The following is a 22,572-nucleotide window of genomic DNA, read 5'->3' as shown; positions in this document are numbered from 1 at the left end:
TCCAAAGCTAGTCTCATTTTGGAAATTATCAAGTTTCCTAAATCAGGGGAGCCGGCCATGACTGTCCACACCACCCCATCCGCTGCCGCCCAGACGGCCCTTCCCGCGACCGCGCCGGAGGGCGTCTTGCCCGCCGCATCGGCCGGCGTCCGCCGGCAAAAGCTCAATCTGCGCAAGTTGTTGCTGACGGGTGCCGCGATTATCGCGCTGACCGGCGCAGGCTGGTATGGCTACGACTACTGGACCATCGGGCAGTACCTCGTCTCCACCGATGACGCCTATGTGAAGGCCGACAACACCACCATCGCACCGAAGGTCAGCGGCTATCTCAGCCGGGTGCTGGTCGCCGATAACGAGCAAGTGAAGGCCGGCCAGGTGCTGGCGAGGATCGACGATCGCGACTTCCGCGTCGCGCTCGACCAGGCCCGTGCCGACGTGCAGGCGGCGAACGCGACCATCGCCAGCAAGGAAGCGCAGCTCGAGGTGCAGCAGGCCGTGATCAAGGCCGCGCGCGCCACGCTCGATGTCGACCAGGCCAACCTCACCTTCGCGGCGCAGGACAACAAGCGCTACGCCGATCTTGCCGCCAGCGGCTCCGGCAGCCTTCAGAATGCGCAGCAGGCGCAGTCGCGCATCGCCTCGGCGCAGGCAACGCTCGAACGTGACAATGCCAACCTCGCCTCCGCCCTCAAGCAGATCGACCTGCTCAAGGCCGAGATCGTGCAGGCCAGGGCGGCCGCGGCTCGCGCGGAGGCCGTACAGCACCAGGCCGAGCTGAACCTCGGCTACACCAGCGTGGTCTCGCCGATCGACGGCGTGGTCGGCAACCGCTCCTTGCGCGTCGGCCAGTTCGTGCAGGCGGGCACGCAATTGATGTCGATCGTGCCGGCCGAAGGCGCGTATGTCATCGCCAATTTCAAGGAGACGCAGCTTACGCACGTGGTGCCGGGCCAGACCGTCGACATCGAGGTCGACATGTTCCCGGGCCAGGTGGTGCACGGCCGCGTCGATTCCATCGCGCCGGCGAGCGGCCAGGAATTCGCACTGCTTCCGCCCGACAACGCCACCGGCAATTTCACCAAGGTGGTGCAGCGCATCCCGGTCAAGATTGCGCTCGATGCCGCGCACGGCGCCGTGATTGCGCTTCGGCCCGGCATGTCCGTGATTCCGACCATCGCAACACGCTCGACCGCGCCGGCCGCGAATGCTGCGGCAGCGCCCAAAGCAAAGCTGGTTTCCGGAGGGTCGTGCCATGTCAAACAGCCTGTCAGTTTCGACGCAAGCAACATCGGCCGCGACGTCTGATCGGCCCGCCGCCGATCCCAACCGCGCGAGCCTCGCAACCTGGATCGCCGTGCTCGCCGCCATGATCGGCTCGTTCATGGCGATCCTGAACATCCAGATCACCAACGCCTCGCTGCTCAACATCGAAGGCGGCATCGGCACCGGCGCGGACAACGGCTCCTGGATCTCGACGTCGTATCTGATCGGCGAGATCATCGTGATCCCGCTGACCGACTATCTCAGCCGCGTGTTCTCGTTCCGCCGCTACATGCTGGCGAGCGCGGCGCTGTTCGCTGCCTTCTCTGTCGCCTGCGCCTTCACCCACGATCTGCCGTCGATGATCGCGATGCGCGGCCTGCAGGGCTTTGCCGGCGGCGTGCTGATCCCGATGGCGTTCACGCTGGTGCTGACCAAGCTGCCGAAGCCGCAGCAGCCGGTCGGCCTCGCGATCTTCGCGCTGTCAGTCACATTCGCGCCGGCAATCGGCCCGACCATCGGCGGCTATCTCACGGAAAACTACGGCTGGCGCACCATCTTCTTCGTCAACGTGGTCCCGACCGCCATCATGGTCGCCGCACTCTATCTGACGCTGGAGAAGCAGAAGATGCAGCTCGGCCTTCTGAAGGAGGGCGACTGGGCCGGCATTTTCACCATGGCGATCGGGTTGTCGGCGCTACAGGCCGTGCTCGAGGAAGGCAACAAGGATGACTGGTTCTCCTCGCCCTTCATCGTCAGGCTGGCGATCATCGCGGCGGTCAGCCTGACGCTGTTCGTCGTGATCGAGCTATCCATTGAAAAGCCGCTGATCCGGCTGCGCCTGCTGACGCAGCGCAATTTCGGCTTCGGCACCATCGCCATGACGATGGTCGGCTTCGCGCTGTTCGGCTCGGTCTACATGCTGCCGGCCTATCTCGGCCAGGCGCAGGGCTACAATGCCGAGCAGATCGGCAACGTGCTGGCCTGGACCGGCCTGCCGCAGCTGGTGCTGATCCCGCTGATCCCGAAGCTGATGCAGCGCTTCGACACCCGCTACATCGCGGTGACCGGACTGCTGATCTTCGCCTATAGCTGCTTCATGAACACGGCGATGTCGCCGGACTATGCCGGCGACCAGCTCTGGATCCCAAACATCGTGCGCGCCGTGGGACAGGCCATGGTGCTGACGCCGCTGACCTCGGTGCTGACCGGTGGCATCCCGCCGCAAGATGCGGCTGCAGCCTCCGGCATCAGCAACATGTTCCGCAACCTCGGCGGCGCGATCGGCACGGCGACGCTCGCGACCATCATCACCAAGCGCGAGCAATTCCACTCCAACATCATCGGCCAGTCGGTCACGCTCGGCCGCGAGGAAGTCCGCACCCGCCTCGCGCAGATGACGGACTACTTCATGGCCCATGGCATGCCCGACCCCAACGCCGCGCGCGAGCAGGCCATCATCGCGCTCGGCAAGACGGTCAAGCGCCAGGCGCTGGTGATGGGCTATTCCGACACCTTCGCGGTGATCGGCGCGGTGCTGGTGCTCGCCGCCATTGCAGTGCTGCTGACGCGACGGGTGAGAGCGGCGGGCGGGCCGGCGCATTAGCAACTCGCCCATCGATTGATATTTGTTGCGGCCGTCGCGCTTGACGACCGCTTGTTTTTATGTTCCTTATTTGTTCTGTTCAATCATAGATTGTTCAGGAGACGTTTCGTGATGAATAGTATGCGTGGCGAGAGTCAGGCGACCCATATCGTCATTCATAATGACGACGATACGCCGGACCAATTCGTGATGGATCTGCTCCGTCAGGTCTTCGGCAAATCGGAGCGCGAAGCGACCGCGCTGATCACTCAGATCGAGCAGAAGGAAAAGGCGGTGTGCGGGCCTTACCCGCAATCCGTCGCCGAAGCCCTTTTCAAATCCGCGCAACAATCCATCGGCCTGGCCGGCCACCGATTGCAGGTCACGCTCGAGGCGATCAAGACTCCCTGCGAGCTCTGTGGCAAGCCAGAGGGACAGACGGACGTTCGGATCGGCAACCGCACCGTTTGGCTGTGCAGCGAGTGCATGCGCGCAGCGGGCGAGCCCTCGAGCGAACAGGAAGACGATTTCGACTTTGCCTGCGACGTCCTCGATTGGCACTTTGCCGGCACCGCGCGCAGCAAACTCGTGACCACGATCCGCCAATTTCCCGGCCACATGCGGGTCGATGTCCAGGCGGCGGTCGAGCGGCTCTTCGGCAGGGCCATCCGGTTGTTCGGTCTGAACGAGGAACAGCGCTACGAGACTCTGTCAATTTCGCGTCTGCTCAAGGAGGGCCGCCATGCGGTCGCGATTGCCCCGCTGCAATATTCCGACGTGGATGTCGGCGAGAGGAGCCCCGCCAAGTGTCTCGACAACGGACTATGGCTGTGCGAGCAGGATGGCCTGCGCCACGCGGTCTTGCTGTGCGCTCACCGCGAGTACAGCCGCGAACCCGGAATTCGGATCGAGATCCTGGTGCCGTCGGGTTCCGCAGGCGCGGCCCTGGTCCAGCAATGCTTCGGCGAACTGGAAGAGGCCGTGCAAACGGCGCGGAGTTATCGGGGCAAGATCCTGTCGCTCGATGCCGATTCCGATTATCGCGGACGCTCGCGCGGCATCACGGTGCACCGATTGCCGCCGGTCGCTCGTAGCGAGGTGATCCTGCCGGAAGAGACCCTGCGGCTACTCGATCGCAACGTGCTGAATTTCGTCGGCATCCGCGATCAATTGCGCCGGCTCGGCCAGTCGACACGCAAAGGCATCCTGCTGTACGGGCCGCCGGGCACCGGCAAGACTCATACAATCCGCTATCTCGCGACCCATTTGCCCGGACATACGACGCTGATCATCACGGCCGAGCAGATTGGCCTTCTCGGCGCCTATATGAGCCTCGCGCGACTGCTTCAGCCGTCCATGGTCGTGATCGAGGATGTCGATCTCATCGCCCGCGACCGCGATGACATGGGCCCGTGTGAAGAATCCATGCTGAACAAGTTGCTCAACGAGATGGACGGGCTGAAGCAGGATGCGGACATCCTGTTCGTCCTGACCACCAACCGCCCTGAGGACCTCGAAGGAGCCCTCGCCGGTCGCCCCGGCCGCATCGATCAGGCGATCGAAGTACCGCTTCCCGACGAGACCGGCCGCGGCAAGCTGGTCCGACTCTACGGCAAAGGATTGCCAATCGAGGACACGGTCGTCGCCGAGGCGGCCCGGCGCAGCGAAGGTACGAGTTGTGCGTTCATCAAGGAATTGATGCGACGGCTGGCGCAAGCGAGTCTCGCACGCGATGGTGGTCACTCTGTCATCTCGGCCGATATCGACGAGGCACTGGACGACATGCTGTTCTCCGGCGGGCGGCTGAATGCGCAGTTGCTGGGAGGTGCACAAGCGATGGCGGCGGGATGAACTGCCGCCATCACGGTCTCCTTGCATTGCATTCACCTTACGGCGCGCAGGCGAAGCTTGACGCCTCTGTCACCGGTCCTGTCTTGTAATGCGGCCATGACGGCCATCGGCACAGCGGCAGCGCGCGCAACACCGCGAATGACGGCGCCTCGACCTTCTGCTCGCTCACCTCGAGGTCGCCGGGCGCGTTGCCTTTCTCGACCCAGTCGACCAGCGCGCTCAGCATGTCGACATTGGCCGGCGCGCCGGAGCCGACATGGTCGACGCCGGGCGCGGTGTAGAGCCGCGCGAATTCGGCTGTCTCGGCCTTGCCGAGCTTGCGCTCGACGCTCTCGAAATAGCGGATACCGGCGTAAGGGCTCTGCGCGTAGTCGGCCATGTGCTCGAGCATGATGAGACGGCCGCCGCGGGCGCGGAAGCGGCTCAGATCCGGATCGGTCGAATCCATCAGGCGGGAGACTTCGAGCAAGCGCGCCTTGTGGTCCTCGGGCTTGTAGGTGGTGACGTCGAGCTTGGGATCGCGTGCGAACACATATTGAATGCCGCCGGCGCCGTAGATCCAGGCGATGCCGTTATTGGGCGCAGGCGGCTGCGCGGGCGGTGCCGTGCCGAGCCACCACGCGACCCAGCCGCCGGTCGGGCCGACCGAGGGCGTATCCTCGCCCGAAACGCCCCAGCCCGGATAATCGTCGAGACCATTGGCGAGCGCGAACGGGAATTTGTAGGTCGCATGAAGCGTATTCACGGCCTTGATCTGTGCGTCGGTGAGGCACTGATCGCCCGTCTTGCCGGACTCGCAGCGCAGCGTCTCGACCTTGAATGCCGCCTTGCAGGCCACGGGATCCTGCACCAGCGCATCGTCGGAGCCATCGGCCTTGTCGCAAGCCGCCCGCACGGCGTCGCCGACGAGCTTGACCTGCGCCGGGTTGATCCAGCCCTCGCCCATGGTCGCAAGCCCCGAGCGGGTGCCGGCATGCTGCAAGCCAACCCAGTTGATGACCGGCACGCGCGCAAAGATGCCGTCGAAATCATCGGGATAGCGCTGCGCCATGGTGAGGCCTTCACGACCACCTTCGGACGAGCCCATGAAGTACATTTTCTCCGGCTTCTTGCCGTAGGCGCGCTGCATCAGCGCAACCGCGGCATCGCGCACCTTCTTGTAGGCGCGGTGAGCAAAATTCTCGAAGGCTTCGTCGTTCAGCGCGAACACCTGAGGCGGCTCGCCTTGTTTGGTCTCATGGCCTGAGTCGGTGCCGTAGGTGACGAAACCGCGCGCCAGCGGCGACGGCTTGTCGAACGGATAGGCCGGCGGCAGCCCAAGGCCCGTGATCAGCACGCCATTGAAGCCGCCGCCGCCATATTGCACCGAGCGGCCGTTCCACTCGACCGGCAGGTTGACCTGGAACCTGATCGGCGGCGCCTTGGGATCGACGGGGTCGATATGGCCGAGCACTTTGCAGAACGCGGGATTGGCGGGCGTGACGCGCCCCGACGGAGTCGGTCCACGTTCGGCAATCGCGAGAGACGACGGTGCCAGCAACGTCGCGGCGTCGATCTTCACGGCCTCCGCGCCGCCGACCAGACCCTTGCAGACCGTATCCGCATCCTCTGCCAGCGTCACCGCGAACGCGCCGTTCGCGCCCATCGCGGCCGCCGTGCCCACGAGCCATGCGCATAGCTTCGCTCTTGTCAGCGTCATCGTTTCCACCCGGTTCTTGTGTTTTCGTTCAATCCGTCAGCAGGCCGCATTCAATGCGAGCTTCCGCCGGCCGTCAACAAAGCTAGTGCTCGAATACGAGCCGCGCACCGATCGTGCCGTCGAGGCTGCGAATCTGCGCGAGCAGCGCCGCTGAATCCTGGCCGGCGAGATCGGCGTCGAGCACGACATAGCCGAGGTCGCCCGCGGTCTCGAGGTATTGCGCGACGATGTTGATGTCGCGCTGGAGGAAGACCTCGTTCAGCCGCCGCAGCATGCCGGGCACGTTGCGATGGACATGGCTGAAACGCGCGCCGGCGGGACGCAGATGCAGCTGCACCTCCGGGAAATTCACCGCGCCCATGGTCGAGCCGGTGATGAAATAGTCGACCAGCTTTCGCGCCACCTCGCCGCCGATGCGCTCCTGCGCCTCCTCGGTCGAGCCGCCGATATGCGGTGTGAGGAGGACATTGCCAAGGCCCTGCAGCGGGCTCTTGAAGCGATCCGAATTCGAGGACGGCTCGACCGGAAACACGTCGACCGCGGCACCAGCCAAATGGCCGTCGCGCAAGGCGTCCGCGAGCGCGTCCAGATCGACCACGGTGCCGCGGCTGTTATTGATCAGGAACGAGCCGGGCTTCATCGTCCGAAGCTCCTTTTCGCCGATCATGCCCGCGGTCTCCGGCGTCTCCGGCACGTGCAGGCTGACGACGTCGCTCTGCGCCAGCAGCTCCTCGAGCTTCTCGACCGGTTCGGTATTGCCGTGGCGAAGCTTGTCGGTGCGGTCGTAATAGATCACCCGCATGCCGATCGCTTCGGCGAGCGTCGAGAGCTGCGAGCCGATATTGCCGTAGCCGATGATACCGAGAGTGCGGCCGCGGACCTCGCGGCTGCCGGTCGCCGATTTGTCCCAGCCGCCCTCATGGGCCGACACCGAGCGCGGGAAGATCCGCCGCAGCAGCATTACGATCTCGCCGATCACGAGCTCGGCAACGCTGCGCGTGTTGGAGAACGGCGCGTTGAACACGGGAATGCCGCGCTTGCGCGCCGCCAGCAGATCGACCTGGTTGGTGCCGACGCTGAAGCAGCCGACCGCGAGAAGCTGGTCGGCCGCCGCGAGCACGTCATCGGTGATCTGGGTGCGCGAGCGGATGCCGAGCAGCGACACGCCCTTGAGCGCCCGCCGCAGATCCTCGCCATCCAGCGCCTTCGTCAGCCGCTCGACATTGGTGAAGCCTGCGATCCTGAACAGGTCCACGGCGCTGTCGTTGACGCCTTCGAGCAGCAGCGCCTTCGCGCTCCGCTCAGGGCTTTGGCCTGGGGCTGACATCGAATCTCCGTAGGTAGCTGCTTTGCCCGCAGCTCATAGACCGCGGACGAGACGCAGCACAATAGGGTTCGGATACGGGGAGAAGATGGCGGGACGGGAGGTATGATTGGTATCCTGGCCCCGTTATCCCCGCGCTCACAGTAGCAATCCCCGTCATCTTGAGGCGCGCGCCTTGCGCGCCTCGAAGGATGAGCGGCCCCGATGCAGCCGCACGGCGAACAGCCGGGCCGTCGCCCTTCGAGGGCCGCCGAAGGGGCCGCCACCTCAGGGGTGACGGTATTGAGGGTCAAATCACATAGAACCCATGCGTGCCGTCGAGCCGGAGCTGCTCGACCAATCCGTATTCCCAGTCGAGATAGGCCTGCATCGCACGCTCGGCCACGTCGGTGCCTTCATAGGGGCGGCGGTAGCGGTGCGCCGGGTCGGGCTTCGGCAGCACGCGCGGCGGGCCGATTTCGAGCGTGCCGTCATAGCCGCCTTCGAGCACATAAACCTCCCAGCCCATCTGCGCGAGCCAGGATGCCGTCATGTCGGCGCGCACGCCCTTGTCGTCGGTCAGGACAATGCGCGCGCCGCGCACCGGCGCGGCCATGTCGGTCTCCTGAACGAGCTGGCCGCCCGGATAATGGCGGAAGCCGGGGAGGTGGCCGGCCGTATATTCGTCCGCGTCGCGCACGTCGAAGCGATACAGCGTGCGATCGGCCTGCCCAGCAAGCGCCGCCATCTCGCCCGCACCGATATGGCGGACGCCGGCCCGATAGGCGACGTCGCGGGCATTGGCCGGGCCGCCGTCGAACGATCCGATCGCGCCGCGCCTATCGGCGCCATGGTTGAGGCTATGCCGCGCCAGCGTCCAGCCGATGGTCCCGTTGCGCAGCGCCCGCACCTTGTTGGGCACGCCGGCATTGATCAGCGACTGGGTGCCGATGATCGATCGGGTGCGTCCGGCGCAGTTGACGATGATGGTGGTGTCGGGGTCGGGCGCGGCCTGCCCCGCCCGCAGCACCAGTTCCGCACCGGGCACGCTGACCGAGCCTGGAATGTTCATGGTCGCATATTCGTCGAAGCGGCGGACGTCGAGGATGGCGATGTTGGCCTTGTCCGCGATCAGTTTTGCCACCTCGTCGGCGCTGAACGAGGGCGTATGCCTGCGCGATTCGACCAGCTCGCCGAACGCCTTGGAATAGGAATTGACGTCCTCGAACACCTGATAGCCCGCAGCGCGCCAGGCCTTCAGCCCGCCATCGAGCGCACTGACGTTGGTGTAGCCGAGCGCGGCAAGGCGTTCGGCGCCCGTGGCGACGAGGTCCTCGCCGTCATCATAGAGCACGATCGCCACGTCCTTGCGCGGCAGCCGCACCTCGGCTTCGATGGCGACCCGGTCCGCGGCCATGTTGGCGGCAAACAGCGGGTGGCCGGTGGCAAAGCCGGCCTCATGCCGGAGATCGAGCAGCGCGATCTCCTCGCGGAGCAGCAAAGCGCGGCGAACATCGGCGGGGGTGACGGATGGAAGTTTCATGGCATGGACCTTGGCGAGGGACAGACCATGGCTTTTGAACGATTGCGCCCGGCTTGGCTAGCCGCCCGAGAATGGAGGCATGAACGCATGTGCCTCTGAAGCGGACGACATGTCACAGCCAATCAGTCACATTCGTATGTCGCAACGACCCTTGAAAAATCCAGCTGGGCGAGCGCGTCGGGATCGATCCAGAAATGAAGCCAGGCCCATGTGTTGGCGTGCCAATTGAAAAATGCCGGATCTCCCTGGATACCAAGCAGCAATAAGTCCTCCATATGCTCTTCGACGGCATTTTGGGGTCCGGTGCCATAGCCGAGCATCTGATGAATCGACGAGCTGAAATGACGTTTCTGGCCGTGTTTCACCATCGGCACCTTCCAATGATTTTGCCGTGCCAGATTGGCGAGATAGCTGAGAGGGACGTCATCGCAGGCGCCGGCACTCTGGGTCGCCAGGCAACGGATGGTGTAGTTGATGGCATGACCGAGATCCGCTGCAAATGAGAATGTGGACACCTGCCCGCCCATCCTCCCATAGGCCTCGGCAAGGCCGAGCCACCAAGCGCGAAATGCAGATTTGGTGTCCACATCGACGTCATCCAGCGGGGTCAATGCCCGGCAGCGCTCGAGCCAACCAATGGTACCGCCGCGAATGCGTTGCAGCTCTGTCGCCATCTCGTCGGTCAGCGACGTATTACGAGCTTCTCGGGTCAGCTCGCGCCGAATGCACCACAACACCGACCGGACGACATGTGTGATGAGCAGCCAGTTGAAGGGCCAATCGTCGTCTTTCGCATAATCCTCCACCATTCGGTATTGCAGCAAGTCTCCCGCATCGGGTTCACCCGGGCCCAGCGTCCGGCGAAGCGACTCGATCAGCATTTCGCCTCCGACCGCATCGTCGCGAAAGTCGAAATCCTGGAAAGGCCGAAAGGTGAGCGGATACTTGAACTCGACCTTGGAATGGAGATCGAGGAGCGGATCAAGCCATTCGACCTGGGGAATGCCGTTGGGGTCGGCGAGTGGCATCAGGTCGGACGGTGGCGTTCGTTCGGGAAAGGCGTTGCCATCCGTGGGGCTATAGAGGACACGGCAGAGAGGCTTCCCTTCGTCGACAAACACGGAGCTGCAGAAGAAATAAAGTGTGCCGCGCTTTGGAAGCGGCGACCACTTCGAGGCAGACACCTCCGTGAGGTCGATCTGCGCCATGAAAGTGAGCGCGACTGTCTCCGGTTCGACATTGATCCTGACGTCCGCCTTTGGCCACGCGAATTGCGGGGGTAGCCGGGGAGACCGCCGAAGAAACTACGCGCCGGATGGGCAAACGGCACAGGCAAATCGTTGCGCCTGACGAGCACCGCGGGCAGCGCCGTCTCTTCAAGCTCGTCTCGTTCCGACATTGCCCCGCCTTCCCAAAAACCTTGGCGTGTACGAGCCGCATCGAACCACTCCAATATGCCTTAGACAAGCGCTTCTTGTCTGCAGCAGAGCGATCCGGCTTCGGCTACCCAGGTCAGCAAGCTCGCTGCAGAGAATCACTCGCCGGGAACGAGTCGCCCGAGCGGCTGCGCTGGACGCCGCAGCTTGCGCCGCGACAGATAGAGCAGGAGTCCGGTGACCGAAAACAGCGGCATCAGGGCCGCGGCGATCATGAACGCGACCTTGCCGGGCAGGCCCAGGATTGCGCCGCGATGGATGTCGAGCACGTTGGCGATGATCCTCTCGCCGAAGCTCTTGTCGGCGTAGCGCTCGGCCGAGACCAACTGACCAGTAACGGCATCGATGCGGAATTCGTCGCGGGTGGTGTCGAGCGTGGAGTCCTTCCCCCATGACCGGATCCGGATCGCCGTGCCCGGACCCGCAGGCAGCGTCAGCAAGGCCCTGGAAAAGCGCCCGCCTTCCTCCTGCCGGAACGTGGACCATGCGCGATCGAGATCCCACTGGCTGGACCGGCTCGGAACGACCGGGCGCGCGCGGTTGTTTCGGCTGCATCTTCGCGGCGGCGACATGCGGGCGCGACAGCAGCCAGACGACGCCGTCCTTGTACCAGTCGAACGAGTACCACAGCCCCGTAAGCGTCATCACCAGATAGATCGGGAGGACCCAGGTGCCGATCACGGCGTGCAGCGACCGATGCAGACCGCGGCCGCTGAGCCCGAGATTGGGCTTCAGCCACATCTTCACGCTGCCGGCGCGGCGCGGCCAGCGCAGCACGAGACCCGTGACGAGCATGACGACGAGGCCGAGCGCGGCGATGCCGGTGATCTGGCGCCCCCAGCCCTTGGCATCGCCGGGAATGAGCAGCCAGCGATGCAGCCGGCGGACGGTCGCGAAAAATTCCTCGCCGCGCGGTGAACCCAGCACGCGGGCGTCGTAAGGATCGATATACAGCGAGGCGCGCCGCGTGCCCTGCTCGTCGCGGCCGAAACGGACACGCACCGCCGCGGACGGATCGGCTCGAGAGCGTGACAGCGGCGACCTTGCCCGCAACCTGCGCCGCCTCCAGCCGCGCGACCAGCTCGTCCGGCATCAGCGCCGGCCCCTGACGCGGCGTGAGCTGCATGATCCCGGCGTTCAGACGCTCGACGATCTCATCCTCGAAGCTCATCACCGAACCGGTCAGCGCGATCAGGGCGAGCAGCAGCGCGAGGATAAGGCCCGCGATGGAGTGGACCTGGAACAGGGCCGCCTTGATCGTGAGCCACGCCTTACGCATCGACACCGACCTTCCCGAACCCGATGGTTCGGCATTCGAAGGGCTTGCGGAGCATCTCCATGCCTAGAACTTCACGGTGGCAGCGAGCGAGAAGCGCCGCGCATCGCCCACTGCGACGTTCAGATTGCTCACGGCGGAGGGATAGTAGACGGTGTCGAACAGGTTCTTGACGTTGAACTGGTAGATCACCGGCAGGTTCTGGTATTTGGTCTCGTAGGTGGCGAAGATATCGGCGACCACGTAGGACGGTAGCACGAACGTGTTCAAGGCGTCGCCGGGCCGATCACCGACATAGCGCGGACCGCCTCCGACTCGGAGCTGTCCTGGCAAGACCGTACCGAAATCGTAGACGAGGAACAGGGAGGCCGTGTTCATCGCGACATTCTGCAATTGCTTGCCAACGTAGGTCGGATCCTCGGTCACCCGCGCATCCGTATAGCCGTAGCTTGCTATCATGCTCCAATTGTCGGAGAGGCGACCGGTGATGTCGAGCTCGACGCCGCGCGAACGCACCTTGCCCGCCGCCGAATAGACGTTCAGGCCTGTCGTCGTGTTGAGCTGGTTGACCAGCACGTTCTGCTTCTGGATGTCATAGACAGCGAGCGTGCCTGACAGACGTTGGTCGAGATCAAACTTCAGGCCGGTCTCGTACTGCGTCCCTTCTTCCGGCGCGATGTTCGATCCGAGCACGACACCGCCGCCATTGCCCAGAGGGGCAATCGTCGAATTCGGCTTCAGCGACTGCGTGTAGCTCGCATAGAGCGAGAGCTGATCGGTCAGCTTGAGAATGGCGCCGCCAAGCGGAAGGACCTTGTCCGCAGACACATTGGTGTTGGTAATGAACGGTTTTCCGCGCCCGGCGATCTGGTCATAATCCATGTAGCGGACTCCGCCGACCAGCGCAAAGCGCTCGGTCAGGTGCAGCGTGTCCTGGAAGAACAACGACCACTGGCCGAGCTTGTCGGTCTGGGCGCTGTCGCTGTTCGACACCGTCGTGCCCGGCCCGATCAATCCATAGATGGGATTGTAGACGTTGAAGGACGGCGTCGATTGTCGGATCAGATTGTCGCGATAGATGGTGCGATACTGGGCATCGCCGCCGAACAGCACCTCGTTACGCATGTTACCGAGCCAGAAGCCTCCCGAAATGTACGACGTTCCGTAGCTGACATTGCTGAGCGAGCCCTGCGTACCGTCATTGCTGCGCGTCTCCGCGCCGGTCGTGAAATTGATGCCGGTGATGCGGAGCTGGTTGGCGCTGAAGGTCTCGGTGTTGTAGCTGTAGCCGGCGTAGAGCTTCCAATCCTGGTTGAAGCGGTGCTCGACCGATGCCTGGATCAGATCCGACGTTCCCCACGTGTTGTTGAAGGGCTCGTCGAGCCGGCGCGTCGCGGGGACGGCCAGCGGCGCTTTGGTGACCGGATTGAACGCGGTGCCGCGATCGAACGGATAGATGAACTCGCGGTGCTCGTAGTTGAGCTGAACCGTGGTGTCCTGGCCGTACCAGGCTAGCGACGGCGCGATCAGCATCTCGCGGTGGCGTCCGAAGTTTCGCCAGTAGTCCTCGCTGACCCCGTAGCCGATGAAACGGTAGGCCAGGCCTTGGTCCCCGATCGGACCGGTGATGTCGACGGTGCCGTCGGCGCCGCTTCGGTTGTTGGCATAGGTCGAGCCGAGCAGCGTAACCGAGCCGTGCTGATAAAGCTCGGGCCGCTTGCTGATGGTGTTGACGATGCCGCCGGGATCCATGATGCCGTAGAGCATCGTGGCCGGCCCCTTCAACACTTCGACACTGTCGACGGCTGGATTGAGGCTCCGGCCCTGCACCAGCGGCATGCCGTTACGCATGATCGAACCGTCTCGGTTGTCGCCGAAGCCGCGGCGGATCACCGCGTCCTGGCTGCCGGCAAGCGTATTGGTCTGGGTAATGCCGGAGACGTTGCCGAGCGCATCGTCGATGTTGCGCGGCAGTTGATCCCTCAGCACCTGCGCGGGCACGACGTTGACGGCCTGCGAGGTATTGAGCGGCGAGGCGCCGCTGCGCAGCGTGGTCGAACTCGGCATCGCGCGATAGCCGAGCTTGGCGGCCTGTTGTGCGGCGGCTTCCGCCGCTGCGCGCTCGGACAGCGTCGGCGCAGCCGGGTTGGTGGCATTCCGGTTGCGCTGACGCGCAGCCGCTTGGGTCCGACGCAGCGATGATTCCGATGCCCGCACGGGCTTCGGCCGTTGCGCCGGAGCGTCCACGGTTACCGGAGGCAATGCGGATTGCGCCTGCGCGATCGTCGTATTGGAGGGGAGTTCAGCGAGCAGCACGGCCGCTCCGATGAGAAGACCTGCACGGCTCTTGCCGGCACGATGACCCCGGATCAGGTCATCCGCATTCGCACGCACTTTCGCTCCACTTCAATTCTGCAACAGCTACCAGCTTGCGCGTCTAGCAACCGTGGCGAATGAATTGAACCGTATGCGGAGTTGAATCGCTCTAGTATTGAATCGTTCTAAACGGAGATCGACGCCACTCGGCAATCACAAATTGCCGTGATGCGTGCGCGATACGCTGCGCGCGAATTCGCGTCGCCCCGTCGCGGCATCGCGCGATCTCACGCGATGGCAGGAGCGATCAGATCGTCGAGCTTCCGCTTTAGCGCGGCGCCGTCGGACAGGGCGCGCAGCGGCGGCCGCACGCGCAGCCAGCTTGCATCGCCGGTCTGCGCGGCGAGAATGGCCTTCAGCGTCGCGAGGAAGGATGGCGACTTCACCACGATGTCGACCGCGGCCTGCATGCGCGCTTCGACGTCCTTGCCGTCGATCATCGCCTTGACCAGCTCCGGCGCGATGTTGGCCATGCCGCAGATGGTGCCGGCACCGCCACCAGCAATGGCGCGGGCGATGTCGGCCTCATTGCCGACGGTGATGGCAAGCTCGGGGCTGGCTGCGCGAAACGCCTGGAACTGCTTGAAGTCGCCGCTGGAGTCTTTCAGACCCGCAACCACCTTGCCGTAACGCTTGCGCAAATTCGCGGCGACGCTGGTCGGGATCGCAACGCCGGAGACCTGGGGGATGTGGTAGAGATAGGCGCGCAGGCGATCGTCGGCGACGCCATCGAAGATCGTGGCAAAGGCGTCCTCGATGCCTTCGGGCGCCACGCTGCGATCGAAGTAGGGCGGCAGGTACAGCACGTGGCGCAGGCCGAGGCTCAGCACCGCGCGCGTCAGTGCGATGCTGTCGCTGATGGCGGGAAAACCGCCGCCGATGCCGACGCGCTCCGCCGCGACGCCGGCCTTGAGCAGCGCCTCGATGGTCGCGACGCGTTCACCGACATTGAACGAGGTGCCCTCGCCGGTGGTGCCGAACAGGACGACGCCGTCGACGCCCTTGCCAAACAGCTGACTGGCGTGAGCAGCGAGCTTGGCGGAATCCGCGCTGCCGTCCGTTGCCAGCGGTGTCGCCGACGCCACCCAGAACCCGCGAATTGCCTCCGTCATCATACCGCCCCTTGCTGCGACCCCGGACCAAGCCTCTGATCTGCGAAGATCCTGGGAAGCCCGCTGACGCCCTGTTTTTGCTTTACTTTCTATCTTGTACCTTACATACAAGAGCGGCGCAAATCCTTTCCGCTTTCGTGGCGGACAAGAGACGCAGCCAGATCCCAAGGAGGTCTCGCATGAACATGGTGGCCCCCATTGAGCGCCCCGACCAGATGCTCGGCGCGCTGCGCGACAAGCTCGGTGCCGCCGCGGTGCTGATCGGCACCGACGTCCCTGCGCGCAACTGCAACGACTGGAGCGCGAGCCTGCCGCAGGCACCGCTCGCGGTCGTCCGCCCCGTCGATGCGCGAGGTGTTGCAGATGCGATTCTGACCTGCCGGCAGGCGCACCTGCCGTTCGTGCCGCAGGGTGGCCTGACCGGGCTCTGTCGCGGCGCCTCGCCCGAGCCGGGCTGGGTCGCGATCTCGGCTCGAGCGGATGAGCGGCATCGAGGAGATCGACCGCGCCTCGATGACGATGACGGTGAAAGCAGGCACGCCGCTGGAGACGATCCAGAAAGCCGCCGACGAAGCCGGCCTCTTCTTTCCGCTCGATCTCGGCTCGCGCGGCTCCTGCGCGATCGGCGGCAATCTCTCCACCAATGCCGGCGGCAACCGCGTGATCCGCTACGGCATGACGCGCGAACTGGTGCTCGGCCTGGAGGTGGTGCTGCCCGACGGCACCATCATCACCAATCTCAACAAGCTGATGAAGAACAATGCGGGCTATGACCTCAAGCATCTCTTCATCGGTTCGGAAGGCACGCTCGGCATCATCACCCGCGTGGTGCTGAAATTATTCCCGAAGCCGCGCTCGACCATGGCTGCGCTGTGCGCGCTGAAGGATTATGCGGCGGTGATCGCGCTGCTGGATGCGGCGCGATCCGGACTCGGCCCGCTGCTGTCGGCCTTCGAGGTGATGTGGCCGGATTATTGGGACGTGATCACGACGCGCGCGGGCGTCAAGCCGCCGGTCGCCGCTGGCGACAGCCTTTATGTGTTGGTGGAAGCGCAGGGCACCGACGAAAGCCTGGACGCGCCGCGCTTCCAGAGCTGGCTCGAAGAGCTGATGGAGCGAGGGCTGCTGGTCGATGCCGCCGTCGCGCAATCGCTGGCGCAGACGCAAGGCTTCTGGCGCGTCCGCGACATCTGCGCCGAGTTCGGCCAGGTGCTGGGGCCGCATATCTCCTACGACATCGGGCTTGCGGTGGCGCGGATGGACGAGTTCGTCGGGCGCTGCAAGGCGACGCTCGCCGGGGGCATCGCGGGCTGCGAGAGCGTCTATTACGGCCATATCGGCGACGGCAATCTGCATCTCGTCTCATGGGTGACGGGGCTCTCCGTCGAGCAGCAACCGAAGGAGGCGATGGACGCGATCATCTACGGCCTCGTGCGCGAGATGGGCGGCAGCGTCTCGGCCGAGCACGGCATCGGCACGCTGAAGAAGAAGTGGCTGGGACACGCCCGCGGCGAAGCCGAGATCGCGCTGATGCGGACGCTGAAGGCCGCGCTCGATCCCGATCATCTGCTCAATCCTGGCAAGGTGTTCTGAGATCACATGCGATCGCTCAAGCTCGATACGCCGAAATCGCTGTCGCAGCGGGTGATGCAGCGGCTGCGGCAGGCCATAATCGACGGCGAATTCGCGCTGGGCGCTGCCATCTCCGAGGAGATGGTGGCAAATTCCTTCGGCGTCAGCCGCACACCTGTGCGCGAGGCGATGGGGCAGCTTCAGGCACAGGGCCTGGTCGTGATCCGGCCGCAGGTCGGCAGCTTCGTGTTCACGCCGAGCGCGGAGGACATCGACGCGCTCTGCACCTTCCGCATCGCGCTCGAGCCCAAGGCCGCCGAGCTCGCCTTCCGACACGACCGCGACGGCGCGGTCGCAACGCTGAGCGAAGCGATCGCGGCGATGGAGCCGGCAGTCGCGGCCAAAGACAACATCGCCTATGGCCGCGCCGATGCCGCCTTTCACGAAGGCCTGTTCGCACATTGCGGCAACCGCTATCTCGTCGAGTCCTACCAGCTCGCATCGAGCCGGGTTGCTGCTCTCCGCACCAATCTGACCTCGCCGATCGACGTGCGCACCCGCTCGTCGTTCGACGAGCATTGCAAGCTGCTCGACCTGTTCGCGCGCGGCGAGTTCGCGGCCTTCGAGGCTCTGATGACGACGCACATCACCAATTCGGGCGTGGTCTACGCCAAAGCGCTGACGGCGAATTGAGCGCCTCGCGCGGCCTCTGTCGATGCCGCGCGGCTTCACCGCTGCCGTCAGAAGTTTCCTTGCCCGTTTCCTTGCCCATGGAGCAATCGCATATCCGATGTCGGGCGCGGTGAGAATCCCGAGGACGGGTCGCCGAGGTGCATATGCGGCACGCGCACCATTCCGGGGGCGAGGCAATGCTCGCCAGCAACACAGGCGCAACGGGAGTGCGGGTGATCGAGACCGAGAACATCGCCAGCAGCGCGCAGAGCATGCAAAGCCTCATCCGCACCGTCCTGCGATCGGAGATCGGCAGGAACAGGAAAAACAACATCGCCAGGATCAGCAGCGCATCGACCAGAAACATGGATCTCTCCCTTTGAAACTGGAGGGAGGATGGCGCGACGACGACCGCTGGTATGTGGACGGCGTCACACACCTGACGGCGCTGACCGCGCGCATCAATCAGGCATATCGGGCGACCAGTCTCTGACTCGTCGAGGACGCCGTGCGGATGGTGCGCCAGCATGGCAGCGAGCCGGCCACCGTGGCCGAGGTCCGGCAGGCGCTTGCCCGCGGTTAAGGCACCCGCACGGAACCGCAAACTTCACGTGTCCGTCGGTTGTATTCACGGGCCCGGAGTCCTATGGCTGTGCGCATGGACACCCAGATCATCACCGCCGCAAAGCCCCTGATGGCCCAGGCGCGCCCGCGCAAGCCGGCGCCGTTTCTCCCGATGAGCCGCGCCGAAATGGACACGCTCGGCTGGGATGAATGCGACATCGTGCTGGTGACCGGGGACGCCTATGTCGACCATCCGAGCTTCGGCATGGCGATCATCGGCCGGCTGCTCGAGGCGCAGGGATTCCGGGTCGGCATCATCTCGCAGCCCGACTGGCATTCGGCCGAGCCGTTCAAGGTGCTGGGCAAGCCGAAGGTGTTCTTCGGCGTCACCGGCGGCAACATGGATTCCATGGTGAACCGCTACACCGCGGACCGGCGCATCCGCAGCGATGATGCCTACACGGCCGGCGGCGAAGGCGGCAAGCGGCCGGACCGCTGCACCGTCGTCTACGCGCAGCGCTGCCGCGAGGCGTTCAAGGACGTGCCGATCGTGCTTGGCGGCATCGAGGCCTCGCTGCGCCGGATCGCGCATTACGACTACTGGTCCGACAAGGTGCGCCGCTCGGTGCTGGCCGACGCCAAGGCCGACCTGCTGCTCTACGGCAATGCCGAGCGCGCCGTCGTCGAGGTAGCGCAGCGTCTTGCCGCCGGCGAAGCGCCGCGCGCGCTCGACGACATCAGGGGCGTCGCGCTGTTCCGCCGCGTGCCCGAGGATTACGCCGAGCTGCACGCCGACGATCTCGATTCCGCCGACGAGGGCGCAACGCGCCAGAAGGGCGCCACCGTGATCCGGCTGCCGGCGCTGGAGCAGGTCGAGCAGGACAAGGAAGCCTATGCGCGCGCCTCGCGCGTGCTGCATCGTGAAAGCAATCCCGGCAATGCGCGGCCGCTGGTGCAGCGTCATGGCGATCGTGACCTCTGGCTCAACCCGCCGCCGATCCCGCTCACCAGCGAGGAGATGGACGCGGTCTACGACCTTCCTTACGCGCGCGCGCCGCATCCCTCCTACGGGGAGGCAAAAATCCCCGCCTGGGACATGATCAAGTTCTCCGTGACGATCATGCGTGGCTGCTTTGGCGGCTGCACCTTCTGCTCGATCACCGAGCACGAGGGCCGCATCATCCAGAACCGCTCGGAGGGTTCGATCCTGCGCGAGATCGAACTGATCCGCGACAAGACCCCGGGCTTCACCGGCGTGATCTCCGACATCGGCGGCCCCACCGCCAACATGTACCGGATGGCCTGCAAGGACCCGAAGGTCGAGGCGGCATGCCGGCGGCCGTCCTGCGTCTTCCCGGAGATCTGCCCTAACCTCAACACCTCGCATGACGACCTGATCCGGCTCTATCGCAAGGTGCGCGAGACCAAGGGCATCAAGAAGGTGATGGTCGCCTCCGGCGTGCGCTACGACCTCGCGGTCGAGAGCCCCGAATACATCAAGGAGCTCGTCACCCATCACGTCGGCGGCTACCTCAAGATCGCGCCCGAGCATACCGAGCGCGGGCCGCTCGACAAGATGATGAAGCCCGGCATCGGCGCCTACAACCAGTTCAAGCGGATGTTCGATGCCGCGGCCGAACAGGCCGGCAAGAAATATTACCTGATCCCGTATTTCATCGCGGCGCATCCGGGAACGACCGACGAGGACATGATGAACCTCGCGCTCTGGCTGAAGAAGAACCGCTATCGCGCCGATCAGGTGCAGACCTTCCTGCCCTCGCCGATGGCGACCGCGACCGCGATGTACCACACCGGCGTCAACCCGCTGCGCGGCGTGCGCCACGGCGGCAGCGACAAGGTCGAGGCGATCAAGGGCCTGCGCCAGCGCCGCCTGCACAAGGCCTTCCTGCGCTACCACGACCCCGACAACTGGCCTGTGCTGCGCGAGGCGCTGAAGGACATGGGCCGCGCCGATCTGATCGGCTCCCGTCCCGACCAGCTCGTCCCCGCGCACCAGCCCCCGGCACCGGCAAGGCCGCGGGCACACGACGGCCCGTGCGGTCTGGCGGCAAGACGCAGCGGTTCACGACCAAGGGTCTGCGGGTGATGAAGTAGGCGGGAGCCGGATCAGGTCCGACTCAGCCTGCGGCTGTCGTGCCGTCCAGAACAAGAATGTCGAAACAACCCCATGCACAGTAGGCCGCATGAGCGGGATCAATGACTTACGGATTTTACGAAAGAAATTGACCCGTCGGGCAAACAGTCGTTGCTCCGTCGGGCAATACAGGTGCATGATGCCAGCATGACGACCTGCCATAGCAGACGCTCCATGTTGCGCCCATTTTGGGCGCATGATAATGTAACGGCATGCGGATCATTGCCCGGCGCACGTTGCGGGAGTTCGTCGAGACACGGCGCGGACAAAAGAACCACGCGGCGCTGAAGGCAGCCCCCGATGCATGGTTCGATGAAGTCAAGAAAGCACGGTGGTCGAGCGCAGCGGAGATCAAGCGCAGCTACGCGACCGCCAGCATCATCTCGGCAGACCGCGTTGTGTTCAACATCAAGGGCAACGACTACCGGCTGGTCACTGCCGTCGATTTCGAGAAGAGCATCGTGTGGATCAAATGGATCGGCACGCACCGGGACTACGACAAGATCGATGTAAGAGAGGTTCGACATGGCCGCGACTGAGATCAAGCCGATTCGGACGAAGCGAGACTATGATGGCGCGCTCAAAGAGGTGGAGCGCCTTTGGGGCGCTAAGTCGGGCAGTCCTGAGGGGGACCGGCTGGACGTGCTCGCCACCCTCATCGAGGCATACGAAACTGAACACTATCCAATGGATCCGCCCGATCCTGTCGAAGCCATCAAGTTTCGCATGGAGCAGCAAGGGCTGACGCGGCGGGACCTGGAGGAGATCATCGGGACACGAACCCGCATCGCCGAGGTTCTGAACCGAAAGCGCGGACTATCGATCACGATGATCCGCCGCCTTCACGAGCGTCTTGGCATCTCCGCAGATGTGCTGATCTCGACCGAGCCGAAAAAAGGCAGCGTGAGGAGCATCACTCGGCTGCACGTTCTGGTCGACTACCGAGCAAGAGAGCCGCATCATCCACGATCGCCGGAACAGTTTCACTTTGCTTGAGCCATCTGATGGCAATCTCGGTGCACCTCTCCCGCTTGCGGGAGAGGTCGGCGCACTTGCGCCGGGTGAGGGTTCTATCCTCTTGGGGGCTCTCGCATGCGGAGGCAGCCTCTCACCAACCCTCTCCCGCAAGCGGGAGAGGGAGCGCAGCTTCCTCGCGGCACGCAACTGATCTCATCCGCGCAGCACAAGTGATCCCCACTCACCCGTGATACCGCTCCAGCAAACTTCTCTCCACCTTGCAGATATACGTGTACTTCGGATTGACCACCTGGGTGCAGCGGGCTTCGGCGATCTGGCCGAGCAGCATGTAGCCTTCGGCCGCCGGGATCTTCCAGTCGTCTTCCATCCAGTAGACCATCTCCTCGAACGCGATGCGCATCGCGTCTTCGAGCGGGCGGGCGCATCCGAGGGTGCAGATGTGGGTCGCGGTCTCGATACGCGGGTGGTTCAGCCTCGCGGGGGCCTTGGCCAGCGAGACCTTGACGGTGAGATTGGCCGCGATCTCGATCGCGCCCATCCCGTTGCATCTCGCCGTCGCCCTGGATGGCGTGGCAGTCGCCGAGGAAGAGATGCGCGCCGTCCTTGTTGACGCGGAAGAAGATACTGTTGCCGGTGGTGATCTCCTGGACGTCCATGTTGCCGCCGTGCGTCCCGTTGTCGACGGTGAGAACCGCGCCGTGCACCGGCGCGACACCGGCCACGCCGATCATCGGCTTGACCGGCAGGCGGAGATGCTCGTTCCAGTGCACGTGGCCGTCCTTGACCTCGACGACGCGGGTCTGGATGCCGAATTCCTTGCGCCTGACCCAATCGGGAAACATGCCGATGCCCGGCCAGAGCGCGGTGAATCCGAGCTTGTCGAGCTCCATGTCCATCACGTCGAGACGCAGCATGTCGCCGGGCTTGGCGCCGCGCACCTCGATCGGACCGGTGGCGCCGTTGACGAAGGGCATCGTCACGTCGGCTTCGGTCAGTTGCTGGCCGAGATGACGGATCGTGCCGTCATTGGCATTGATGGCGCATTCCACCACGAAGGTTTCGCCGGGCTCGACGCTCGCGATGAACTCGTCGTCGCCGGACAGCGCGTATTTGATGTTGCCGGCCTTGCTGATGCGCTTGGACATGATCCCTCCTTGGGCGTTTTCGGATGTACTGAGGTTGACGTGCGA

Annotated in this window: 14 protein-coding genes and 5 pseudogenes; 8 read left to right on the top strand and 11 right to left on the bottom strand. The window is 64.4% G+C overall.

Going from position 1 to position 22,572, the window contains the following annotated elements; translation table 11 throughout:
• Positions 1 to 57 precede the first annotated feature (57 nt).
• The 3 genes from ACQ86E_RS16505 to ACQ86E_RS16495 are packed head-to-tail and all read left to right on the top strand — an operon-like array spanning position 58 to position 4,696.
• The gene (locus ACQ86E_RS16505; protein ID WP_431206265.1) at positions 58 to 1,305 is read left to right on the top strand and encodes an HlyD family secretion protein; all 1,248 of its coding nucleotides are present in this window, start codon (positions 58 to 60) and stop codon (positions 1,303 to 1,305) included.
• Positions 1,253 to 2,866, top strand: coding sequence for a DHA2 family efflux MFS transporter permease subunit (locus tag ACQ86E_RS16500; RefSeq protein ID WP_431206264.1), 1,614 nt, complete (start codon positions 1,253 to 1,255; stop codon positions 2,864 to 2,866). Before ACQ86E_RS16505 ends, ACQ86E_RS16500 begins: the two co-directional genes overlap by 53 nt.
• Before the next feature lie 15 nt (positions 2,867 to 2,881).
• Positions 2,882 to 4,696 (top strand): ATP-dependent Clp protease adaptor ClpS, encoded by a 1,815-nt coding sequence (locus ACQ86E_RS16495; protein ID WP_431206263.1) that lies wholly within the window; start codon positions 2,882 to 2,884, stop codon positions 4,694 to 4,696.
• A gap of 37 nt (positions 4,697 to 4,733) precedes the next feature.
• Here ACQ86E_RS16495 and ACQ86E_RS16490 read toward each other — a convergent pair whose 3' ends face one another.
• The 8 genes and pseudogenes from ACQ86E_RS16490 to ACQ86E_RS16455 form a co-directional block, all read right to left on the bottom strand.
• A complete protein-coding gene (locus ACQ86E_RS16490; protein WP_431206262.1) occupies positions 4,734 to 6,395 on the bottom strand; it encodes a tannase/feruloyl esterase family alpha/beta hydrolase in 1,662 nt (553 codons plus the stop codon).
• An 82-nt stretch (positions 6,396 to 6,477) separates the two neighbouring features.
• Positions 6,478 to 7,722: a phosphoglycerate dehydrogenase gene (gene serA, locus ACQ86E_RS16485; RefSeq protein WP_431206261.1), complete on the bottom strand. Its 1,245-nt coding sequence runs from the start codon at positions 7,720 to 7,722 to the stop codon at positions 6,478 to 6,480.
• A 286-nt stretch (positions 7,723 to 8,008) separates the two neighbouring features.
• Positions 8,009 to 9,241 (bottom strand): rhodanese-like domain-containing protein, encoded by a 1,233-nt coding sequence (locus ACQ86E_RS16480; RefSeq protein ID WP_431206260.1) that lies wholly within the window; start codon positions 9,239 to 9,241, stop codon positions 8,009 to 8,011.
• A 122-nt stretch (positions 9,242 to 9,363) separates the two neighbouring features.
• Entirely contained in the window at positions 9,364 to 10,485 is a 1,122-nt protein-coding gene (locus tag ACQ86E_RS16475) for a DUF1963 domain-containing protein (protein WP_431206492.1), read from the bottom strand.
• 290 nt (positions 10,486 to 10,775) lie between these two features.
• Positions 10,776 to 11,679: pseudogene (locus ACQ86E_RS16470) on the bottom strand (PepSY-associated TM helix domain-containing protein).
• Between the two features lie 196 nt (positions 11,680 to 11,875).
• A pseudogene (locus ACQ86E_RS16465) lies at positions 11,876 to 11,956 on the bottom strand (hypothetical protein); the annotation flags it as partial.
• A 63-nt stretch (positions 11,957 to 12,019) separates the two neighbouring features.
• On the bottom strand, positions 12,020 to 14,347 hold the full coding sequence (locus ACQ86E_RS16460; protein WP_431206259.1) for a TonB-dependent siderophore receptor: 2,328 nt from the start codon (positions 14,345 to 14,347) through the stop codon (positions 12,020 to 12,022).
• 209 nt (positions 14,348 to 14,556) lie between these two features.
• Positions 14,557 to 15,441 carry a dihydrodipicolinate synthase family protein gene (locus ACQ86E_RS16455; protein ID WP_431206491.1) on the bottom strand — a complete coding sequence of 295 codons (885 nt, stop codon included), beginning with the start codon at positions 15,439 to 15,441 and terminating at the stop codon, positions 14,557 to 14,559.
• A 179-nt stretch (positions 15,442 to 15,620) separates the two neighbouring features.
• Here ACQ86E_RS16455 and ACQ86E_RS16450 point away from each other — a divergent pair.
• A pseudogene (locus ACQ86E_RS16450) lies at positions 15,621 to 17,034 on the top strand (FAD-binding oxidoreductase).
• A 6-nt stretch (positions 17,035 to 17,040) separates the two neighbouring features.
• Positions 17,041 to 17,706 (top strand): GntR family transcriptional regulator, encoded by a 666-nt coding sequence (locus ACQ86E_RS16445; protein WP_431206258.1) that lies wholly within the window; start codon positions 17,041 to 17,043, stop codon positions 17,704 to 17,706.
• Here the strand turns inward: ACQ86E_RS16445 and ACQ86E_RS16440 are convergent.
• Positions 17,660 to 18,052, bottom strand: coding sequence for a hypothetical protein (locus ACQ86E_RS16440; protein ID WP_431206257.1), 393 nt, complete (start codon positions 18,050 to 18,052; stop codon positions 17,660 to 17,662). The two genes, ACQ86E_RS16445 and ACQ86E_RS16440, sit on opposite strands and share 47 nt — an antisense overlap.
• Positions 18,053 to 18,343: 291 nt before the next feature.
• On the opposite strand from ACQ86E_RS16440, the pseudogene ACQ86E_RS16435 reads away from it, so the two are divergent.
• The 3 genes and pseudogenes from ACQ86E_RS16435 to ACQ86E_RS16425 all read left to right on the top strand — a co-directional run bounded on the left by ACQ86E_RS16435 (position 18,344) and on the right by ACQ86E_RS16425 (position 21,400).
• A pseudogene (locus tag ACQ86E_RS16435) lies at positions 18,344 to 20,364 on the top strand (YgiQ family radical SAM protein).
• 252 nt (positions 20,365 to 20,616) lie between these two features.
• Complete coding sequence (locus ACQ86E_RS16430; RefSeq protein ID WP_431206256.1) at positions 20,617 to 20,943, top strand: type II toxin-antitoxin system HigB family toxin; 327 nt, start codon at positions 20,617 to 20,619, stop codon at positions 20,941 to 20,943.
• On the top strand, positions 20,930 to 21,400 hold the full coding sequence (locus tag ACQ86E_RS16425) for a helix-turn-helix domain-containing protein (protein ID WP_431206255.1): 471 nt from the start codon (positions 20,930 to 20,932) through the stop codon (positions 21,398 to 21,400). Before ACQ86E_RS16430 ends, ACQ86E_RS16425 begins: the two co-directional genes overlap by 14 nt.
• Positions 21,401 to 21,602: 202 nt before the next feature.
• Here ACQ86E_RS16425 and ACQ86E_RS16420 read toward each other — a convergent pair whose 3' ends face one another.
• Both ACQ86E_RS16420 and ACQ86E_RS16415 read right to left on the bottom strand, forming a co-directional pair.
• Complete coding sequence (locus ACQ86E_RS16420) at positions 21,603 to 21,920, bottom strand: hypothetical protein (protein WP_431206666.1); 318 nt, start codon at positions 21,918 to 21,920, stop codon at positions 21,603 to 21,605.
• Positions 21,921 to 21,987: 67 nt separating this feature from the next.
• Positions 21,988 to 22,527, bottom strand: a pseudogene (locus ACQ86E_RS16415) (acetamidase/formamidase family protein); the annotation flags it as partial.
• Positions 22,528 to 22,572: the final 45 nt, after the last annotated feature.

This window comes from Bradyrhizobium betae (assembly GCF_050632175.1).
Taxonomy (GTDB): Bacteria; Pseudomonadota; Alphaproteobacteria; order Rhizobiales; family Xanthobacteraceae; genus Bradyrhizobium; species Bradyrhizobium betae_B.
This window is presented reverse-complemented; position numbering and strand designations above follow the sequence as displayed.

Excerpts from the sequence above, each read along its gene's own strand:
- ACQ86E_RS16505 (WP_431206265.1), top strand. The coding sequence starts at position 58 with ATGACTGTCCACACCACCCCATCCGCTGCCGCCCAGACGGCCCTTCCC.
- ACQ86E_RS16500 (WP_431206264.1), top strand. The coding sequence starts at position 1,253 with ATGTCAAACAGCCTGTCAGTTTCGACGCAAGCAACATCGGCCGCGACG.
- ACQ86E_RS16490 (WP_431206262.1), bottom strand. The coding sequence starts at position 6,395 with ATGACGCTGACAAGAGCGAAGCTATGCGCATGGCTCGTGGGCACGGCG.
- serA (WP_431206261.1), bottom strand. The coding sequence starts at position 7,722 with ATGTCAGCCCCAGGCCAAAGCCCTGAGCGGAGCGCGAAGGCGCTGCTG.
- ACQ86E_RS16480 (WP_431206260.1), bottom strand. The coding sequence starts at position 9,241 with ATGAAACTTCCATCCGTCACCCCCGCCGATGTTCGCCGCGCTTTGCTG.
- ACQ86E_RS16455 (WP_431206491.1), bottom strand. The coding sequence starts at position 15,441 with ATGACGGAGGCAATTCGCGGGTTCTGGGTGGCGTCGGCGACACCGCTG.
- ACQ86E_RS16445 (WP_431206258.1), top strand. The coding sequence starts at position 17,041 with ATGCGATCGCTCAAGCTCGATACGCCGAAATCGCTGTCGCAGCGGGTG.
- ACQ86E_RS16440 (WP_431206257.1), bottom strand. The coding sequence starts at position 18,052 with ATGTTTCTGGTCGATGCGCTGCTGATCCTGGCGATGTTGTTTTTCCTG.
- ACQ86E_RS16430 (WP_431206256.1), top strand. The coding sequence starts at position 20,617 with ATGCGGATCATTGCCCGGCGCACGTTGCGGGAGTTCGTCGAGACACGG.
- ACQ86E_RS16425 (WP_431206255.1), top strand. The coding sequence starts at position 20,930 with ATGGCCGCGACTGAGATCAAGCCGATTCGGACGAAGCGAGACTATGAT.
- ACQ86E_RS16420 (WP_431206666.1), bottom strand. The coding sequence starts at position 21,920 with ATGGGCGCGATCGAGATCGCGGCCAATCTCACCGTCAAGGTCTCGCTG.